The sequence below is a fragment of the Paenibacillus sp. lzh-N1 genome (assembly GCF_002872435.1).
GTDB classification, from domain to species: Bacteria; Bacillota; Bacilli; order Paenibacillales; family Paenibacillaceae; genus Paenibacillus; species Paenibacillus polymyxa_C.
In genome coordinates, this window is record NZ_CP025696.1 from 4,923,379 (window position 1) to 4,940,891 (window position 17,513).

15 protein-coding genes and 1 pseudogene are annotated in these 17,513 nt (G+C 45.6%); 3 read left to right on the forward strand and 13 right to left on the reverse strand.

Features of this window, described 5'->3' with window-relative positions; all coding sequences use genetic code 11:
- Positions 1-9: 9 nt before the first annotated feature.
- From C0638_RS21695 to C0638_RS21740, 10 genes are all read right to left on the reverse strand, one after another.
- A complete protein-coding gene (locus C0638_RS21695; RefSeq protein WP_058712389.1) occupies positions 10-1,875 on the reverse strand; it encodes an ABC transporter ATP-binding protein in 1,866 nt (621 codons plus the stop codon).
- Positions 1,850-3,679 (reverse strand): ABC transporter ATP-binding protein, encoded by a 1,830-nt coding sequence (locus tag C0638_RS21700; RefSeq protein WP_058712390.1) that lies wholly within the window; start codon positions 3,677-3,679, stop codon positions 1,850-1,852. The genes C0638_RS21695 and C0638_RS21700 overlap by 26 nt, the downstream gene beginning before the upstream one ends.
- A gap of 215 nt (positions 3,680-3,894) precedes the next feature.
- Positions 3,895-4,719 (reverse strand): thioesterase II family protein, encoded by an 825-nt coding sequence (locus C0638_RS21705; RefSeq protein ID WP_058712391.1) that lies wholly within the window; start codon positions 4,717-4,719, stop codon positions 3,895-3,897.
- A gap of 805 nt (positions 4,720-5,524) precedes the next feature.
- Positions 5,525-6,502, reverse strand: coding sequence for a class II fructose-bisphosphatase (glpX, locus tag C0638_RS21710; RefSeq protein ID WP_014599716.1), 978 nt, complete (start codon positions 6,500-6,502; stop codon positions 5,525-5,527).
- Between the two features lie 145 nt (positions 6,503-6,647).
- Entirely contained in the window at positions 6,648-7,451 is an 804-nt protein-coding gene (locus tag C0638_RS21715; protein WP_013370995.1) for a pyruvate, water dikinase regulatory protein, read from the reverse strand.
- A gap of 13 nt (positions 7,452-7,464) precedes the next feature.
- On the reverse strand, positions 7,465-8,160 hold the full coding sequence (locus C0638_RS21720; RefSeq protein ID WP_052452861.1) for a helix-turn-helix transcriptional regulator: 696 nt from the start codon (positions 8,158-8,160) through the stop codon (positions 7,465-7,467).
- Between the two features lie 158 nt (positions 8,161-8,318).
- A complete protein-coding gene (locus tag C0638_RS21725) occupies positions 8,319-9,530 on the reverse strand; it encodes an ABC transporter permease (RefSeq protein WP_040101424.1) in 1,212 nt (403 codons plus the stop codon).
- Positions 9,527-10,246 (reverse strand): ABC transporter ATP-binding protein, encoded by a 720-nt coding sequence (locus C0638_RS21730; RefSeq protein WP_013370992.1) that lies wholly within the window; start codon positions 10,244-10,246, stop codon positions 9,527-9,529. The genes C0638_RS21725 and C0638_RS21730 overlap by 4 nt, the downstream gene beginning before the upstream one ends.
- A 6-nt stretch (positions 10,247-10,252) precedes the next feature.
- Complete coding sequence (locus C0638_RS21735) at positions 10,253-11,713, reverse strand: efflux RND transporter periplasmic adaptor subunit (RefSeq protein WP_058712582.1); 1,461 nt, start codon at positions 11,711-11,713, stop codon at positions 10,253-10,255.
- Positions 11,714-11,726: 13 nt separating this feature from the next.
- On the reverse strand, positions 11,727-12,893 hold the full coding sequence (locus C0638_RS21740) for a TolC family protein (RefSeq protein WP_058712581.1): 1,167 nt from the start codon (positions 12,891-12,893) through the stop codon (positions 11,727-11,729).
- A 319-nt stretch (positions 12,894-13,212) separates the two neighbouring features.
- On the opposite strand from C0638_RS21740, the gene C0638_RS21745 reads away from it, so the two are divergent.
- Positions 13,213-13,401, forward strand: coding sequence for a hypothetical protein (locus C0638_RS21745; protein WP_058712580.1), 189 nt, complete (start codon positions 13,213-13,215; stop codon positions 13,399-13,401).
- Positions 13,402-13,545: 144 nt separating this feature from the next.
- On the opposite strand, the gene C0638_RS21750 is transcribed toward C0638_RS21745, so the two are convergent.
- The 3 genes and pseudogenes from C0638_RS21750 to C0638_RS26235 all read right to left on the reverse strand — a co-directional run.
- Positions 13,546-13,869: an MGMT family protein gene (locus C0638_RS21750; protein WP_013370988.1), complete on the reverse strand. Its 324-nt coding sequence runs from the start codon at positions 13,867-13,869 to the stop codon at positions 13,546-13,548.
- Positions 13,870-13,985: 116 nt separating this feature from the next.
- Positions 13,986-15,146, reverse strand: coding sequence for a rhamnogalacturonan acetylesterase (locus C0638_RS21755; protein WP_058712502.1), 1,161 nt, complete (start codon positions 15,144-15,146; stop codon positions 13,986-13,988).
- 111 nt (positions 15,147-15,257) lie between these two features.
- Positions 15,258-15,524, reverse strand: a pseudogene (locus C0638_RS26235) (hypothetical protein); the annotation flags it as partial.
- A 166-nt stretch (positions 15,525-15,690) separates the two neighbouring features.
- Between C0638_RS26235 and C0638_RS21765 the strand changes: the two are divergent.
- Positions 15,691-16,116 (forward strand): CHRD domain-containing protein, encoded by a 426-nt coding sequence (locus C0638_RS21765; protein WP_058712503.1) that lies wholly within the window; start codon positions 15,691-15,693, stop codon positions 16,114-16,116.
- A gap of 198 nt (positions 16,117-16,314) precedes the next feature.
- The gene (locus C0638_RS21770) at positions 16,315-17,505 is read left to right on the forward strand and encodes an acyltransferase (protein WP_058712504.1); all 1,191 of its coding nucleotides are present in this window, start codon (positions 16,315-16,317) and stop codon (positions 17,503-17,505) included.
- Positions 17,506-17,513 lie beyond the last annotated feature (8 nt).

Consider the following 17,513-nt stretch of genomic DNA (forward strand, 5'->3'; position numbering starts at 1 on the left):
TTCGCATATTTATGCGGTTTGTTCCTCGGGATGCTTTCGAAACTGAAGCTCATACAGCTCCGCATAATGACCTCCCTCAGCAAGGAGCTGGTCATGAGTTCCCTGTTCTTTGAGCTCGCCATCGGCAAGGACACAGATCGTATCCGCCCGTTCAATCGTAGACAATCGATGGGCAATAACTAATGTGGTGCGATCCTTCATCAGCTCATCTAAGCCCTGCTGAACTTCGTATTCCGACTCTGCATCCAGGGCTGAGGTCGCTTCATCCAGCAGCAAAATCGGTGCATTTTTGAGCAGAGCACGGGCAATCGCAATCCGCTGTCTTTGTCCGCCGGACAAATTAGCTCCGCGTTCACCGACAATCGTGTCATAACCCTCCGGAAGCTCAGCTATGAAGCCGCTGGCATAGGCTGTTTTGGCCGCAACCTTTACTTCCTCATCGGTGGCATCCGGTGAGCCAAAACGGATATTATCCGCTACTGTACCATGGAACAGTGTAGCCTCCTGTGGTACATAGGCCATCAATTCCCTAACCTCATCCAACCGAAATTCTTCTGCGAAGCGGCCGCGAACTCGCAGCACTCCTTCATCCGGTGGGTAAAATCCCAGTAACAGCTTCATCACTGTGCTTTTGCCACCCCCACTCGGACCAACAATCGCGGTTACCTGCCCTTCTGGCACGACCAAGTTCAATCCTCGCAGCGTTGGACGGTCTGGCTGATAGCCAAAGGTAATGTTATGCAGTTCCAGCGCAGCCGCAGTCTGTTCAATGGCGAGGTCTGAACCCACAGTCTCGACACCGCCATAAGATTCCTTAGGTTCACGGGCGGATGAAGCTGATACCTCCAGATCGATAAGCCCGGTTACTGATCCCTTCTGCTTCGCCGCAGGGAACTGTTCCTCTTCCTTCGACTCATTCAAGATTTCGCGGATACGCGCCAAGCCTGCCAAAGAGTTTTGTAACAGGGATACAGCCGCCCCCAGTTCCAAAAACACCGTTGAAATACCCGTTTGCAGCTGCACAATCTGTCCCAAAACTCCAAGTTCCATTTGCTTCTGCGAAACCAGGATCAATCCGGCAACAAGCACACCGCCCAATGTAATAAATTCAATGACAAAATTGCACATATCCTGCAAGCCCATATGACGTCCCTGTCGGATACTAATGCGATTTATGTCTTCGCTTGCATCGTTGCAAAGTCCGCCTACCTTTGCCCTGAGCCCAAACAACTTCACCGTCTGTAATCCGGAAAGCAAATCACTCAATCGTTCTGTAAATCTGCTCATCCGTCCCTGTAATTCTTCGCTCGTGTGTCGCATTTTCTTCGCGAAATGAGCATTTATCCAGGCTGAAGCCAAACCAAGTAAAACCGCCATAGCCCCAAATCGCCAATCCAGCACCATCAGAATGACTAATGAGCCTAAGAAAAGCGAAGTTTCCAGTATAATCGAGCGAATATGAACGGTATAAGCCTGCTCCAGCGCTTGCACATCGTTCGTCATGCGGGATACAAGATTACCCGAATGATGTTTTTCGGCTTTTTCATACGATAGCTTGACAACATGGCCGAATAGCTTCATTCGTACATCGGCAATCGCAAGCTTGACACAGCGTTTATACATATAGCTGCACACAGGGGAAATAAGACTTAATGCCAAAAATGTCCCGCTGACCAGATAGACCGCTCGATATAGCTCCTGTACATCGCCATTAACCGCAAAATTCAGCAGATTATGCACCACAAAAGAAAGCAAAATTGTGATGCTGGCATTGGTTAGACTGTTGCCAACCAACCCCGTAAAATACCATTTTCGATGCGGCTTCATCAGGGACATCAATTGCTTAAATTCATAAAACCCCTGCTTGAAGGTCACGACGCTCACTCCTTTCCTCAGGCAGTGAATACCCGTCTTCCTCCGTTTGCTGTCCTTCAAAATTTTGCAAATACAGCTTTCGGTACACACCATCACGTCCTAGTAATTCCTCATGTGTACCTGATTCCACAATGCTCCCCTGATCAAGTACGATAATGCGGTTCGCCTGGCGTACAGTTGACAGTCGATGAGCTATGACCAGTACCGTCCGGTCTTGCATGGCTGCATTCATTGCAATCTGTACCTGAGCCTCCGACTGGCTATCAAGTGCTGAAGTCGGCTCGTCCAGTAAAAGCAGCGGAGCATTTTTCAGCAATGCTCTTGCTATAGAAATACGCTGCTTTTGTCCGCCGGACAATCCGCCTCCCCGCTCGCTCAACAGAGTTTCATATCCCTCTGGTAGCTGAACAATAAAGTCATGCGCATGTGCCGCTTTCGCCGCCTCAACAATTTCTTTCCGAGTCGCCTCCAGACGGCCATATCCGATATTTTCTGCAATGGTGGCCGGAAAAAGCGACGGTTCCTGAGATACCATCGAGATATGGCTACGTAGGCTTGATAGGTTCCAATCTGTCAAATTCTTGCCAAATAATTGAACGGCTCCAGCATGTTCTCCAGGTTCATTAAATCCGCATAGCAGCTTGAAAATTGTGCTTTTACCGCCACCGCTGGCCCCAACAATCGCTACCGTTTCACCTTGTCCTACCTGAAAGCTAATATCCTTCAGCACCGAGTTCCCTTCGTTGTAGCCAAAGGTCAAATGCTCAAAGCTGACTACAGTAATGTCGTCCTTGCTTTCTGCATCGTCTTCCTTGAGATTTTGGCTTATTGTAGTGATTTTCCCGTCTTGCCGTTCATCCGGCCAATCCAGCACCTCAAACAAATGCTTCGCAGCTCCCTCTGCTTCCTTCATTTGTGAAATGATTGTCGGCAGCATGGCGACAGGCTGCAAGATGAACGAAATCAGATATAAAAAAAGGACAATGCCTCCAGCATTCAGCTCACCTTGTTGAATCAGATATCCCCCGCACACTATGACCAAAATAATTGGTGTCGCCAGCATCATCACACCTACTGGGGTGATGAACGCATAGCGTTTTTCCAGCCGCAGCCCACGCCGGATGACCTCCTCCGTAATCACCAAATACTTCTTCAACAGCACAGCCTGCATATTGAATGCCTTGACGATAGGAAGTCCTCCAATTGCATCCTGTCCCACCGCATTCAAATGAGCAATTTTCTCCTGAAGCTCCTTGGAGTATTTTTCAATTGGCTTGCTCATCAGTGAGGTGATAATCATTCCTACAGGCATAAGCGCAAGACTTGCCAAAACCAGTTTCCAGCTTGTCAGTAAAAGCAACGCTAATGATGCTGTAAACACAAGTGGCAAATAGAACAGATTAGCAAATTGCTGGATAAAAAAGTTCTGCAACAGCGCCGTATTGTTTGTTAGACGGGATACCAGATCTCCGGTGAACTTCCTCTCCACGCTAGAAACAGGTAAATCATAAAACTTATGTACGAGATCGCCTCTCAAGTCACGCAGTGCACTAACACTAAATCGTGCTGAAGCGTACCTCATCACAAACTTACAAGGCATTCCAATGACCGTCATACCAACAACTAGATAGATCATGTTCTGGGTGGAGGAGAATGTGCCCTGTGCCATTTGTTCTATGGCCTTACCCAAAATAATGTCAATAGCTGCCAAACACAAAGAAGAAATTACGGTTATAAAAACCCAAAGGTTATACGGTTTTATATAACGTGTAAGTCTCCTAAAAGCAGAATTTGCTCGAAACAAGGGCATCCCTCTTTTTCATTGCCCACACTTTATGCAGTGCGAACTATTTAGATTGGCGATGGACGTCGTTGAAGTAAACTCTGTGTCTGAAATGAATGAGTGCCTGTACAGTAAAGTTGGATTTTAATCTATGTTGGGAAATGCATCATGGTGGGTTGTTTTATCGGTTATTGCTGAGATGGTGATAGCGAAGTGCATCGTGATGTGTGGGACAGTCAACTCTGCCTAAATCGTGGTTGTAGAGTACTTGCGTTGCAAGCTGTATGAGCTGCCGCAGTGTGGGCCATCGGCGAGGATGCGGAAAGAATGTCCTCGACTGCACTCATAACCTCTTGCTCTTGTTCATGGATGAAAAAGTGATTGCCTTCGAACATCCGGACATCCATAGGTGACATCGTATGCTGCTGCCAGGCACGGAGTGAGTCTGTGCTAACCTCAAAATCCTTCGTTCCCCCTAGAACCGTCATCGGGCATGCCAGTGGATTTCCCGGCTGATAAACATAAGTTTCACATACCTTAAAATCTGCACGCAGACGAGGCATAATAATTTGCATCAATTCTGCATTTTGCAGCACCTCTTCGGGGGTGCCCTGCATCAAACGGAGCTCTTCGGTGAAAGAATCATCTGCTAAATCATGGAGTCGTTTTTTGGAGTATGGAATATGAGGGGCGGATTTGCCAGATACGATGATATGCACAGGTAGTTTTCCTGTTTTGCTGTACAACTGCCGTGCTGTTTCAAATGCAATCAGTGCCCCCATGCTATGTCCAAAAAAGGCAAACGGCTTATGCATGTATGGAGCCATAGCGGGAACCAACGATTGAACGATGTCTTGAAGGGTTTCCATTGGAGCTTCAATGGAGCGGGCCTCACGTCCTGGGAGTTGTATTGGCAACACAGTAATATCAGGTGCGAGCCTGGACTTCCAAGAGTTAAATATGTAAGCACCGCCGCCGGCGTAGGGGAAGCAAAATAATTGGAGTTTCGCAGTCGGTTGGACCTCTGTTTTCGCGAACCAAGATTGTGATCGAGTCGTCATATGAATTCCTCCATCCTCTATGAAGTAATAATTTTACATTAAATCCTTATATATCTTTTTTTCTTCCAACACTTTCTAGCTTTTTTAAATATACAAACTTTAAAACGGCTTGACATGGGACAAAAGTGCTAAATTACTAGACTTCATAAAAATAAACCAAAATCCATATTATGCTATTTGTTTCCAAACTACAAAAGCAACAATTTTACTTTTTCGCTCATTATCTGCCCATCACGATCTGCAAATTTGGCTTAAAACATAATTTCACATTTTCACGAACATTGTAAAACTAAAATCATTATGATTTACAATTACGCCTAAAGCCCTTATCCTATAACAATTTTATCTTTACATGCCTTTAACATAAATGTAACAAATTCAACCTGATATCATCCGACAAATTCCGACTTTTTCCGCATCTCCCTTCAACCTCCTATATAATGGAACTAATTTAAAACAACGACACACAAACCCAAATTAATAACTCTTTAAATTTTTAATAAACAGAGTTTTTTTGTAGTTCCAAAGAACTATATTATGCATAATTTTTTTTGACTCTTCGTCTAAAAAAATTAGTTCGAATTGATTTTTTCTCTTCCAAAGCTATGTTTTTTCTTTTCAAGCCCTAATAGAAACGTTTCAATTTCACTTCAAAAGTGCCTGTTTTTTTGAAATTTATATCCTTGCTTTTACTCTTTTATCCCCAAAAAACAGTAACAGCAAGTCTCCCTTTAGTCAGAGACTTGCTGTTTTATAAATTTATTATGATTAAATTCACCAGTGAAGGAAGTCTTGACTTCAAATTTCAAGAGGATGCCGCGGCTGCAAGCGTACCGGAAGAATCAGCTGTATGATGAATACTTCGCACGAAACGAATCGTTTTTGTATCTGAATGCATTACAACTGAATGGGTTTCAGCTCTGTGACCAGGCAGAGAACGAACCCCCTGCAACCACTCACCAGGCGTAACGCCTGTAGCGACAAACATCACGCCTTGGCGTCCGACCATGTCCTCCATCGACAGCAACGCCCCTGGATCAGTAATACCCATGCGTTTGCAACGTGCAATCTCTTCTTCTCCATGAGGAAGCAGACGGCCTTGTATTTCTCCGCCCATGCATTTCAGCGCGGCCGCGGCCAATACACCCTCAGGAGCGCCGCCAGAGCCGATATGCAAATCTACACCGCTATCCAGGCAGGTTTCAATTGCACCCATCACATCCCCATGACCAAGCAGCTTGATCCGAACGCCGCTTTCCCGCAGAAGCTGGATAATCCCGGCATGCCGTGAACGATCCAGAATCGACACCGTAAGATCGGACAAGGATTTCCCCAGTATGCGCGCTGCTTTTGACAATGTAGTCGGGATCGTGTCTTCTAGTGACAGCTTTCCAGCCAATGCCGGACCAACAGCTAATTTTTGCATGTACATATCCGGAGCGTGTAGTAGACTACCACGAGGTGCAGCAGCAATGACCGACAGTGCGTTATTCAAACCGTTCGCCACCGTTTCAGTCCCTTCGAGAGGATCAACAGCAATATCCATGGCCGGCCCTCTGCGATTGCCTACTCTCTCCCCGATATACAGCATGGGAGCCTCATCCATTTCGCCTTCACCAATCACGACCGTGCCGTCCATGGATACCGCATTAAAATGAGTACGAATGGCTACTGTTGCCGCCTCGTCCGCACTATTCTTATCTCCACGCCCTGTCCATTGTGCCGATTGCAGTGCCGCTGCCTCTGTTACCCGAACGAATTCCAATGCCATTTGACTCTCCATACCTATCCCTCCACCTCTCCTAAAAATAATTGTTACCCACAGGCAAATAATATTTCACGGCAGCTTTGCTGCCATTTTATATTTACACTCCTGTATCCCGTGATTCATATTTTCTTTATAAACGCTGCTTCTAAGTTGCTTCGCTTTATAGCATTCTGACAATCAAGCCTGCTGTCTCTTCAATTGCTTTATCTGTAACATCAATGACTGGACAATTCAGCTCTTTAAACAAAGACTGCGCATACGCGATTTCCTCTTCTACCCTCGTCGCTGTAGCATACTGCACATTATTCGGAAGCCCCATTACCTTCAGTCGTTCACTGCGTATTTTCAACAATAGCTCCGGCTGGATCGTCAATCCGAACACTCGGCCACGCTGAACATCCTTCAACTGAACAGGTGGTGTCAGCTCCGGTACAACCGGTATGTTGACTGTTTTATAACCTTTATGTGCGAGAAACATGGATAAAGGAGTTTTGGAAATACGAGACACCCCAAGCAATACTATATCTGCTTTGAGAATAGCGCTCACATCTTTGCCATCATCGTATTGAACCGCAAAATCCAGTGCCTCTACACGCCGAAAATAGTTGTCGTCCAGTCGGTGCAATAGACCAGGCTTCTCCTTGGGATCGTTATGAAACGTATCGGCAAACGCCTGCATCATCGGTCCCATAATATCGACAGCCCGCACATTCAGCCGAACAGCCTCCTCTTTCATCGCCTCTCTCAATTCCGGCTGTACCAGCGTATAAGCTACAAAGCCTTTACGCTCGGCAACTTCCTCCATTACCCGACTCAGCTCGTCTTCATCCCTCACATTCATAAATCTTTTGATCTCTGTGTCTGGTAACTCAAATTGGCGCATGGTCGCCTGTACGACAGCTTCTGCCGTCTCACCAATCGAGTCTGAACAGATCGCTATAAAATGACTGCTCGCCTGAACCATTCGATTCCTCCCATTAATCCTCTGCTACCATATCGAGCAACATTTTAATAATATTTGTCTTTGTAATACGTCCCACGACTTTCCAGTGTTCTCCTGGTTTGTCAGAATCCGAAGGGACGACGACAGGCAGACTGTCGATTTGACGGGCAATAATTTTGCGTGCTGCCTCTAGTACGGTATCCTCTGGGGAAACAGTGACCACATTCGCCTGTCGGGTCATCACAAGACTGACAGGAATGGTTGCTGCATTGGGATTGCCTAACGTGACCTTGAGTAAATCCTTGCGGGAAGCCACCCCTGCCAAATCTCCATCTTCATCGGTGACGATCAAATTGCTCACATTTTCCAAAAACAGAGCTACGACAGCTTCCTGAATTGTGGTTGTTTCACGTACGATGACTGGAACCCCGTGAAGATCACCGACCTTCATTTGCAAAAGCCGGAATTTTTCCTCCCGGTTCGGCGTACCCCGCTTTCCAACAAAATAACCGACCTTGGGCTTAGCATCTATGTAATTCAAAATGCCCAATTTGGATAGGTCGGTCCGAATGGTCGCCTTACTGAGATTAAGCATTTCCGCAATCTGGTCACCCGTAATCGGGGCATGCTTTTGTACGATGTTTAAAATTTCTACTTGTCTTGCCGTAAGGTCGATGATGAACGCCCCTCCTTTTTTGCTTGCGATCTGATATTGAATATAATACGTCATATATAATAATAAATCAACCTAAAAAAGCATATAAAACATCACATATATAAAATTAAAGTGGTTATTCATGTTTTTTTATCATTTAAAACACTTATTCCATACAAAAAACGGGCGCTTTATCCCCCCCCTCTTTCGAGTAAGGCAAAGCACCCGCTTTCTTATTCGTATCTTAAAGCATCAATCGGACGCAGCTTCGAGGCTTTGCGCGCCGGATATACCCCGAACAGCACTCCGACTCCCATGCAGCACAGAAAAGAGTACAGTACTGGCTCTATCGAATACACAATCGGCATTTGGACGAATTTCTCAAGCAGCTTTGCACCCCCAAGACCCACCATAACGCCGACCAGTCCACCCATTAGACTGAGAAAAACAGCCTCAGCCACAAACTGCAGCATAATATCACTGCGTTGCGCACCAATCGCTTTGCGAATTCCGATCTCCCTCGTACGCTCCGTGACAGACACCAGCATAATATTCATAATGCCAACACCACCAACGCCGAGCGCAATTGCAGCCACGCCGATCAGTAGCATATTCATAACCCGGTCAACCCCGGACACTGTTTTTAGGATTTCCGTCTGGGTCATAATTTGAAAATCATCGCCCTCTGATGGCTTTAGCTCATGTCTGACACGCAGCACCTGCCGAATTTGAGCACTTGCCTGATCAATCTTCTCCTCCGTTGTTGCAGAGGCATTCACCTGCTGAATGCTCATATTACCTAGTCGTTCCATCCCCGTTGTGATTGGCACATAGACCTGCTGTCCGCTATTATTCATATTTGAATTGGAATTAGCCAGCACACCAACCACCTTAAAGGGCAGTTGTTTGATCATAATGATCTCACCTACCGCTTTGGAAGCATCCGGGCCAAAAATATTACGGGCCGCATCACTCCCCAATACAGCCACATTCAATCGTTTATCCACTTCATAGTGGGTAAACGATCTGCCCTGAGCGAGCGACAACTTTCTCACATGAACAAATCCCAGCGAGGTCCCCTCGATTTGCCCGCTGACCTTATTGCGACTCCATGTAATATCTGCATTGGTCATCGCACTTGGCGCCACCTCGGCTACTGCTTTTTGCTGCTCTAGTGCCTCAATATCCTCCAAAGATATTCCTTTCGTCTGATTGAACGACATGGAACTTGACCCATCATATGGAGCATAAGGATAGATCATCAGCAGATTATTTCCCATACTATTGATCTGCGATGTAATTGTAGCGGTTGATCCTTTACCGATGGCTACAATCGCAATCACAGCGGCTACTCCGATAATAATACCCACCATGGTCAGCAAGGATCGCAGCATATTGGTTCGCAAACTATTGAGCGACACACGAATAATTTCCTGAAACTTCATGCCTTCACTTCCTCTGCCGCCATTCTTCGTTCCTCAACAGGCTGATCCTTTTCAATCCGCCCATCTCGAAAATGAATCAGACGCTTGGCGTATTCCGCAACCTCTTGATCATGAGTAACCAGTACAACCGTTTTCCCCTGATCGTTCAGTCGCTGAAAAATCCCCATGATTTCCACACTTGTTTTAGAATCCAAAGCTCCTGTCGGTTCATCCGCCAAGAGAATAACCGGATTGTTCACAAGTGCGCGTGCGATAGATACCCGTTGCTGCTGACCGCCTGACAATTCATTTGGCCTGTTATTCATCCGGTCGCCTAGACCTACGCTTGTGAGGGCATCCATAGCCCGCAAACGACGCTCCTTGGCAGAAACCCCCGCATAGATCATAGGCAGTTCCACATTCTCCAGAGCCGTGGATCGCGGAAGCAAATGGAACTTTTGAAATACAAATCCGATTTTCTGATTACGTATAATAGCCAGTTCATCCTCGCGGGCATCTAAGATCGAATATCCGTCCAAATAAAATTGTCCTGACGTAGGTAAATCCAGACAGCCGATAACATTCATCATCGTGGACTTGCCTGATCCAGACGGTCCCATAATCGCAACAAAATCACCGTCAGCAATATCAAGTTGAACCTCACGCAGAGCATGAATTTCCTGATCTCCGACATGGTACACTTTTTTCAAACCCTCAATCTGAATAACATATCTCATGCCCGTTTAAAAGCCTCCCTGCATGCCGCCCATTGCGGAAGGATCTGGCGGAGGTTCAGGGGCAGGCACAATAATCGTGTCACCCTCCTTAACACCGGACTTAAGCTCTACTCGGTCTGGCGTGTAAAATCCGAGTTCTACGGGCTTGAATGTGCGTGCACCCGGATTCGCAGCGTTATGAGCGGAAACATACACGCCATCCTGTCCTCCTTCGGATCTCAGGGCAGTCGCAGGAACGAACAGTACATTTTTGTGTACTCCCAAAATAACGGCCACATTCATAATCATGCCTGTTTTAAGCTTACCTTTCGGGTCATGAACAGACAGCTCCATCAGATACGTCGTCATCCCTTCATCCGTAGAGGCTTCCGGTGAGACAAATTGCACCTTGCCTGGAAACGATTTACCCGGATATGCATTGGTCGTCAACACAGCCGAAAGCCCCTTTTTGACCTTGACAATGTCGTTCTGACTTACCTTCACAACTACCTTAAGATCGTTAGAATCCGAGTTATTCATGACAATAAATGGAGCCGTCGGACTGGTTCCCACATCCCCGTTTACCTTCAAGATCACTCCGTCCCACGGTGCCGTGACCTGAAGCTTGTTCAGTTCATTTTTTTTCTGCTCTAGCTCAGTCGCCAGTCTTCGCACCTCTATCCGTGAGGACTGAATACTCGATGCATCAGCCGGAACCTGAGTCTTGCGAAGCTCAGCCAATGCGGCACGGTACCCGATTTCAGCCTCTGAAATGGTACGATGTTTTTGCGATATAATCTTGCGGAACTGTAAATCTAGATTATCATAGTCCGTTTGTGCTTTATCCAATGCTTGCTCTGCCTGCTCCAATTCACTGTTGGATACAGCCCCGGCATCATGTAAAAACTTTTGGTCTTCATATGCCTTCCGTGCTTGCTCCAACTGCTTTTGGGAAGCTTTCTTCTGACTTTCGGCCTCTTCCAACTCAAAAGATTCTTGCGCTGTATCGACAGCCATTTTGGCCCTAAGTACATTTGTTTTCTGAATTTCAATATCTTCCGCCTTCGGACCCTTCTCCAATTCAGCCAACTTGGCTTTGGATATCTCTAAAGAATCAGACGCACTTTGAATTTGCATTTTAATTTCTGAACTGTCCAGAAGCGCCAGCACTTGCCCTTTTTTGACCTTGTCCCCGGCTTTCACGTTCACCGCAGCCAGCTTGTTATCGCCTGCACTCGTAAAGTTCAGTTTCACTTCCTTGGATGCTTGCACGGTGCCGGACGTGTCCAGCTTCTCGCTCACATCGCCGCGCTCTACTTTAAACGTCTCGTCCTGAACTACAGGTGCTGCCTGCTCTTTCGGCATATTCAGATATACTGCTGCTCCGCCTCCGCCTACAACCAGTAAAACAATCGCAGTCCAGATCCACTTTTTTCTCCGTTTTCTCCGTAGCTTGATTAAAGCATCATTTAAAACCGTTTCTGCCAACGCCTTTTCCTCCCTATGTGCTCCATGGCTTGTTCAACGTATACTCATTTTGATCCAACTCGATCGCCAGCTCTTCCATTTGCCGTTCAATCTGGTTCACTTTCAACTGATTATTTTTCAATTCCATCTCGATAACCAGACCTCTGGCCCACTTTTTGCGTGATAATTCCAAGGCTTCTTTTGCCGTGCGCAAACTTTCCTCCAACTGTACGTATTTCTTTTGGTTTTCCTTAACCGTGGCATACAAATTGCGGAGTGATTCGGCAAAATCCTTTTGACCTTTGGCAAGCTCCTCTTTGGCTGTATCGACATCCATTTTAGCTAGATCGTAAGCACCGGCGCCGTTGTTAAAATCAAAATATCTTACATTAAGTTCCGAAGTTTTGATACTATCCTCCAGCTTCCACAAATTTGGATTCATGTCTGTCAGCTGTTGTATATGTAATTCGATATCCAGCTTCTTCGGTTCTTTGTACACAGGTCGATCCACCATTTCATAGGCTGTCCCGTTAGGCTGTCCCATGAGGAAGTTGAGTGCATCTCTGGATTTTTGCAACGCAATTTTTCCCTGCTCGACCGCTTGCTGCGCCTGGGATCTGGCTTGTGTACTCTCATTTTTCGCATATTCAGACAGCTTGCCGCGCGCAAATTTGGCAAGTGCAATCTTTTCCTCCGCTTGGGCGATTTCAAGCGCCTCCAGATCATTTTTCACCTGATTCTCTGCTACAAACACACTTTGGTAGCTTTTCATTACATTAAAATAAATCTGGTCTTTGGCATATTGCGCCTGCTTTTTGCTAGCTAGATAGGATAGTGTCGAAGAGTTATAATTTCTCCAAGAGGTGTTATCATCGACATATTCACCGTCTATAAAATCAACAAATGCATTTCCCAAATCCTTTTCTGCATTTTTCAGTTCGAGTCTGCGACGCTCTACATCCCGCTCGGCAGAACGCGTATTGTAGCTGTTCGTCTGTGCCCATTCTACTGCCTGCTTGAGCGTTAATGGAGGTAGAGTCTGTCCCGTGACAGATGATGTCTTCGCCGTAGCCGCAGCAGATGATGAATTAACTGACACATTTGCTGTAATGCTTCCTGATGAACTGTCAGCCTGTGCAGTGGTAACCAAGCCTGTAGAAAAGGACAATACAAGCAGCACGGCAGCCGCTTTTTGCTTCATAAATGAATCTCTCCCCTTTCGGTGCATCTTTCGAATCTTTTCCATTCTTTTCGACATAAATTTCCACGAATTCCTCGCATTCTAATTGTACTTTCAGGTTTATGTTGGTACAAGGTGTCAAAACAATACATTTTTGTAACCTTTACTGTCAGATTACTCGTTGTAAACTACTTTACGTCCCACCAGACATAGATTTAAGCTGTTTTTACCTGAACTTTACCTAAATTTCAGCTAATTTTAAGGAAACCAACAGCATCTATTAAGGTTTGGAACATATAATAGAGAAAGAATAACAGCCGCTCACTAGGAGGGTTAATAGATGATAAAAGAATCTCGCATGACAACTACTAACGAACCGTCTGATTTATGGATGACTCGCTTTCTACGCGAATCAGAACAAAAAAAGAAACAACTCATTCGGGAAGCCCGAAGAAATAATGATATACCGCTGATGAACAGTATTTCTTTTCACCTTGCCCAGCGTGACCAGCAGCATCTGATTGGATAAGCTTACTGGGAAATCTTGTGCTATATATGAACACCACTCTTCATTAACCTACATGATACGCCAGTTTAAAAAAGAGACGGGACAAATCAAAACTATGATTTGTCCCGTCTCTTTTTGGCGAGGATTCAGACTAGTGTTCCTCGCCTATTCTTCTGTCTCCGTCTGCGGATGATAAAGATATTGATCCAGCGGGATACGTCCGTTTGCATTAAACTGTATGCCCTCCTCTTCCAAGTACAGGCGCTGCAGGGAGGCGGATTCATCCTCCTGCAAAGCAATCTCTCCCAAGCGGTTGACTACTCTATGCCATGGAAGTCGATGTTTTTGGCTCAGTGTATGCAAAATTCGCACCACCTGTCTAGCACCTCTTGGGCTTCCGGCCTCTGCCGCAATTTGACCGTAAGTCATTACTTTTCCCTCAGGGATCAGCAATATAATTTGAAGCACACGGGCAGTGAAAGGCTGCATGTTCTAATTCCTCCGCATTACTGTTGCATTTTTCCATTATTATAGCACCCTGAACATAAGCCAAAAACCCCTGTTCCTACAAATGTAAGAAACAGAGGTAAAACCAGCATTGAAATTTAAAATCCACTCAGACCCTGTCTTTTTAAATCGTGTGCTACTAATCGCGCCAGTTGCCTTGCTCCTGCAAAGTTTGGATGTAGTGTATCACCGTTCATATACAAAGCCAGCGTAGCTTCTTTGCCAATAGAAGTGAAATAAGCTGAACTGAGCACATTCAGATCGACTAAAGGCGTTTGTTCCTCTTGAGCCAGCGCCAAAATAGCGCTTCTATACCATCTGTTTTCTGCGTTGTGTACATTGTTAGCATTAAAGTCAGTGGCTCGTCCTTGCGGTGTTGACAGAATTACCGTCGCCCCCTTAGCCTTCACCTGCCGGATCATATCTCGCATCCAATCCTTAAACTCCGCTTCGCTTTCGTTATGCTTTGGATTGGTGTCATTAATGCCTAATTGGAGAATAAAATAATCCCCTGGCTTGATATATTGAACGATAGCCTCCAACTGACCGTCCTGATGGAATCCTCTAGCAATTTGGCCCCCTGACGCCATATTGCGAATTTGAAAAGTATTCGTGTTTACAAACTCTGGCAGCAGTTGACCCCATCCTGCCTGCACGCTGCTATCTAGCGGATAATAGTTACATACCGTAGAATCCCCGCCGATATAAATCGTACGATTCGTAACCGGATTGCTAGACAATTGCCTGATTTCCAGTGCACTGAGTGTGAAGACCGCGCCCTCTTTGCCTTCAGTAATCAGTAGATTTAACTGTCCGTCTGTCACTGGAATTTGAAAGCGATCCTTGGCCCCATTCCCTGTCATATTTATGATCTGATACACCCCTTCGGCCGCAACACTCGAACGGGAAGTATTTCCTAAAGTAACCGACACCTCATACAAACCTGGAGGAAGATCGACGTCAAAAGTATTCTCGCTTTTCGTACCTGTAGTCAGGAATTGTACCGCATCACTTGCCACCCCAGTCCCCGATGCACTGACATTACGCATATTCTCAGGGGTACGAAAGCCATAGCCACGTGCTGAGTCATAGGACAGCGAAGCGCTCACTCCGGTATAACCCGTTTCGACCGTACCTCCACCAAAATCAAACTTGTACTCGCCATTGGATGCATGTGCCGGAGTAGCTATACCCACCCCTGGCGCACCACATAAAAAAGCTGCTAAAAGCATACCAGTCAATCCTTTTTTCCACTTCATTCTTCATTCCTCCTCCAGATTTTTAATTGTAAGAAGCAAAGAATATTCAATGTAAGCGCATACATAAAATTCTACCAATGGTTGCACGGTTGTACCTATGTAATTCTTATGCAAATAAAAAGTTGACGTAGCCGAATAAACAACAGGATCCGTTACCTGCGTACCTCTTACAATAGTAATTGTAGCCCAACTAAATCAAGTGGAATTTGAAGAGATATAGTTCCCTTTGAGCAGAACCCGTGGCGTATCTGTGGCTCCCTGTGTGTTTAATCCGATCTGCCCGAACAATTAAGGCGTATTTATAAGAGTGATCGGAATGGCAATAGAGTTGGCTGTCGAAGCATTTTGGGATGTTCTTCCATCAATAAATGTTCTCATGGTGTCTCCTCCTGTCTACCAGATACTCATAGACTATGAAAAAATTCGTTTTGTGCTTGGACTGAATAACTTGTAAAACACACAACTTCTGATGAATAGGCAAATGTACAGCCCTTTCTCTGGTTCTGTGAATACACTAAACCAACACTGGGAAAGGAGGGACGTAATGTCTAATAAGTTTAGAGCCACGTTGAGGGGGGCTAATGAAGTGCCTCCTGTCAGAACAAATGCGACAGGAACTGCGGAATTTCGTTACCGTCCAGCGAGCCAGCAATTAAACTTTGAACTGACGGTCCGCAATATTTCACGAGTAACTGAAGCGCACATTCATCTGGGACGAAGAGGTGAAAACGGACCTGTTGTCGCTACCCTGTTTGGCCCTTCGAAGTTTGGGATTACCGTAAGAAGAGGCGTCGTTACCGGCGTGCTGCGTGCATTTGATCTTACTGGTCCGCTCAGAGGCAGAACCATTAATGATTTGGTATGCCAAATCAGAGAGGGCAACGCCTACGTCAATGTCCACACGATCCGTCATCCGAACGGTGCCATTCGTGGACAAATCAGACGCGCACCTATCAAACGTTGCAAATAACGAATGGACATGAGTACTAAAAGAACTTCCATGCTGCTCATTTTGAGCCTATGGAAGTTCTTTTTCTTAATTCTTAACAAAAGTTAAGAAGTTCATAAGCGATTCTTAAGCCACTCCCTTTCAGATTATTAAGAACTTTATCTTTTAATAGAAAGAGTTCAACAAGATACTATTCACTACTGAAAGGAAATGAAGCTTATGAAGCCTACGACCAAAGAGAAAATTCCCGAATTACAGTTGGTCAGAGCCATGGCGATTTTAGCCGTCTTAATGGTACATGCCACTTCTTATGCAACGGTTCAACTTACACATTCCAGCCTTTATGTTGTATATAATGCGCTCAATGTGTTGATGAAGTATGGTACCCCTGTATTTATCGCGCTTAGCAGCATGGTACTGTTCTACAACTATAAGGATCGTCCAATGGGACGACAGCTTTTGAGCCGCTTTTATAAGCAGAGATTGTTGTATATTCTCGTACCTTATGTCATGTTCTCTCTCTTTTATTTCATCCTGTCCCTTATGGCTGGCAGTAACGAACCATGGAGTATAACTACACTAGCGGAAAGTTTTGCTCTGAAGCTGGTCACAGGCAAAGCCTACACCCATTTATATTATATTTTTATCATGATGCAATTCTATCTTGCATTTCCATGCGTACTGTGGCTGTTTCAGCATTATCGGCAATTTCCGCAATGGTCTATTGTCATTGGGCTGCTGGTACAGTGGGCATTTATAATTAGCAATAAATTTCTCTTTCAGGTTCAAAATAAAGGCAGCTGGGCGCTGTCCTATGTGGCCTGTTACATGATGGGCGCTGCTCTCGGTTACTATTATCCCCAGCTCCGAACTTGGTTTCTGATGCGTAAAGGGGAACGAAGCTTTGTCAGCGTGCTGACCTGGATTGCAATTTGGGCTTTATGGCTGATTTCAGCCATCATTCATGTCTATATGTGGTATGAAAATAGAATGTACGGAACTTCATACAATTCGCTGGTTTTTGAACTTATGTATAATATGTACAGCCTGTCTAGTACGCTGGTATTGTTACAGATTTCCTTTCTCATGTATAGGAGACAACATTCCATTGTCATTCGCAAGCTGGAACGTCTGGGTACCCTGTCCTTTGGGGTGTATCTCATCCATCCGTTTTTCCTGCTCCTGTATCGGCAGTTTTCACCACACATCGGTTCGCCGCAGCTTATTCATGTGTGGTACGCTGGAGGTTTTTTCTGTGCACTTCTTTGCTCTTGGCTCGTCGTGTCGTTCATCGCCCGCTTCCTGCCATGTGCGTGGATTTTGTTCGGTCAGCTACCGGGTACAGGAAAAAGGAACTTCAAGCAAGAAGAGCGTATGTCTTCGCCCGAAACGTTACTATTCAAAGGCTGATGATACCC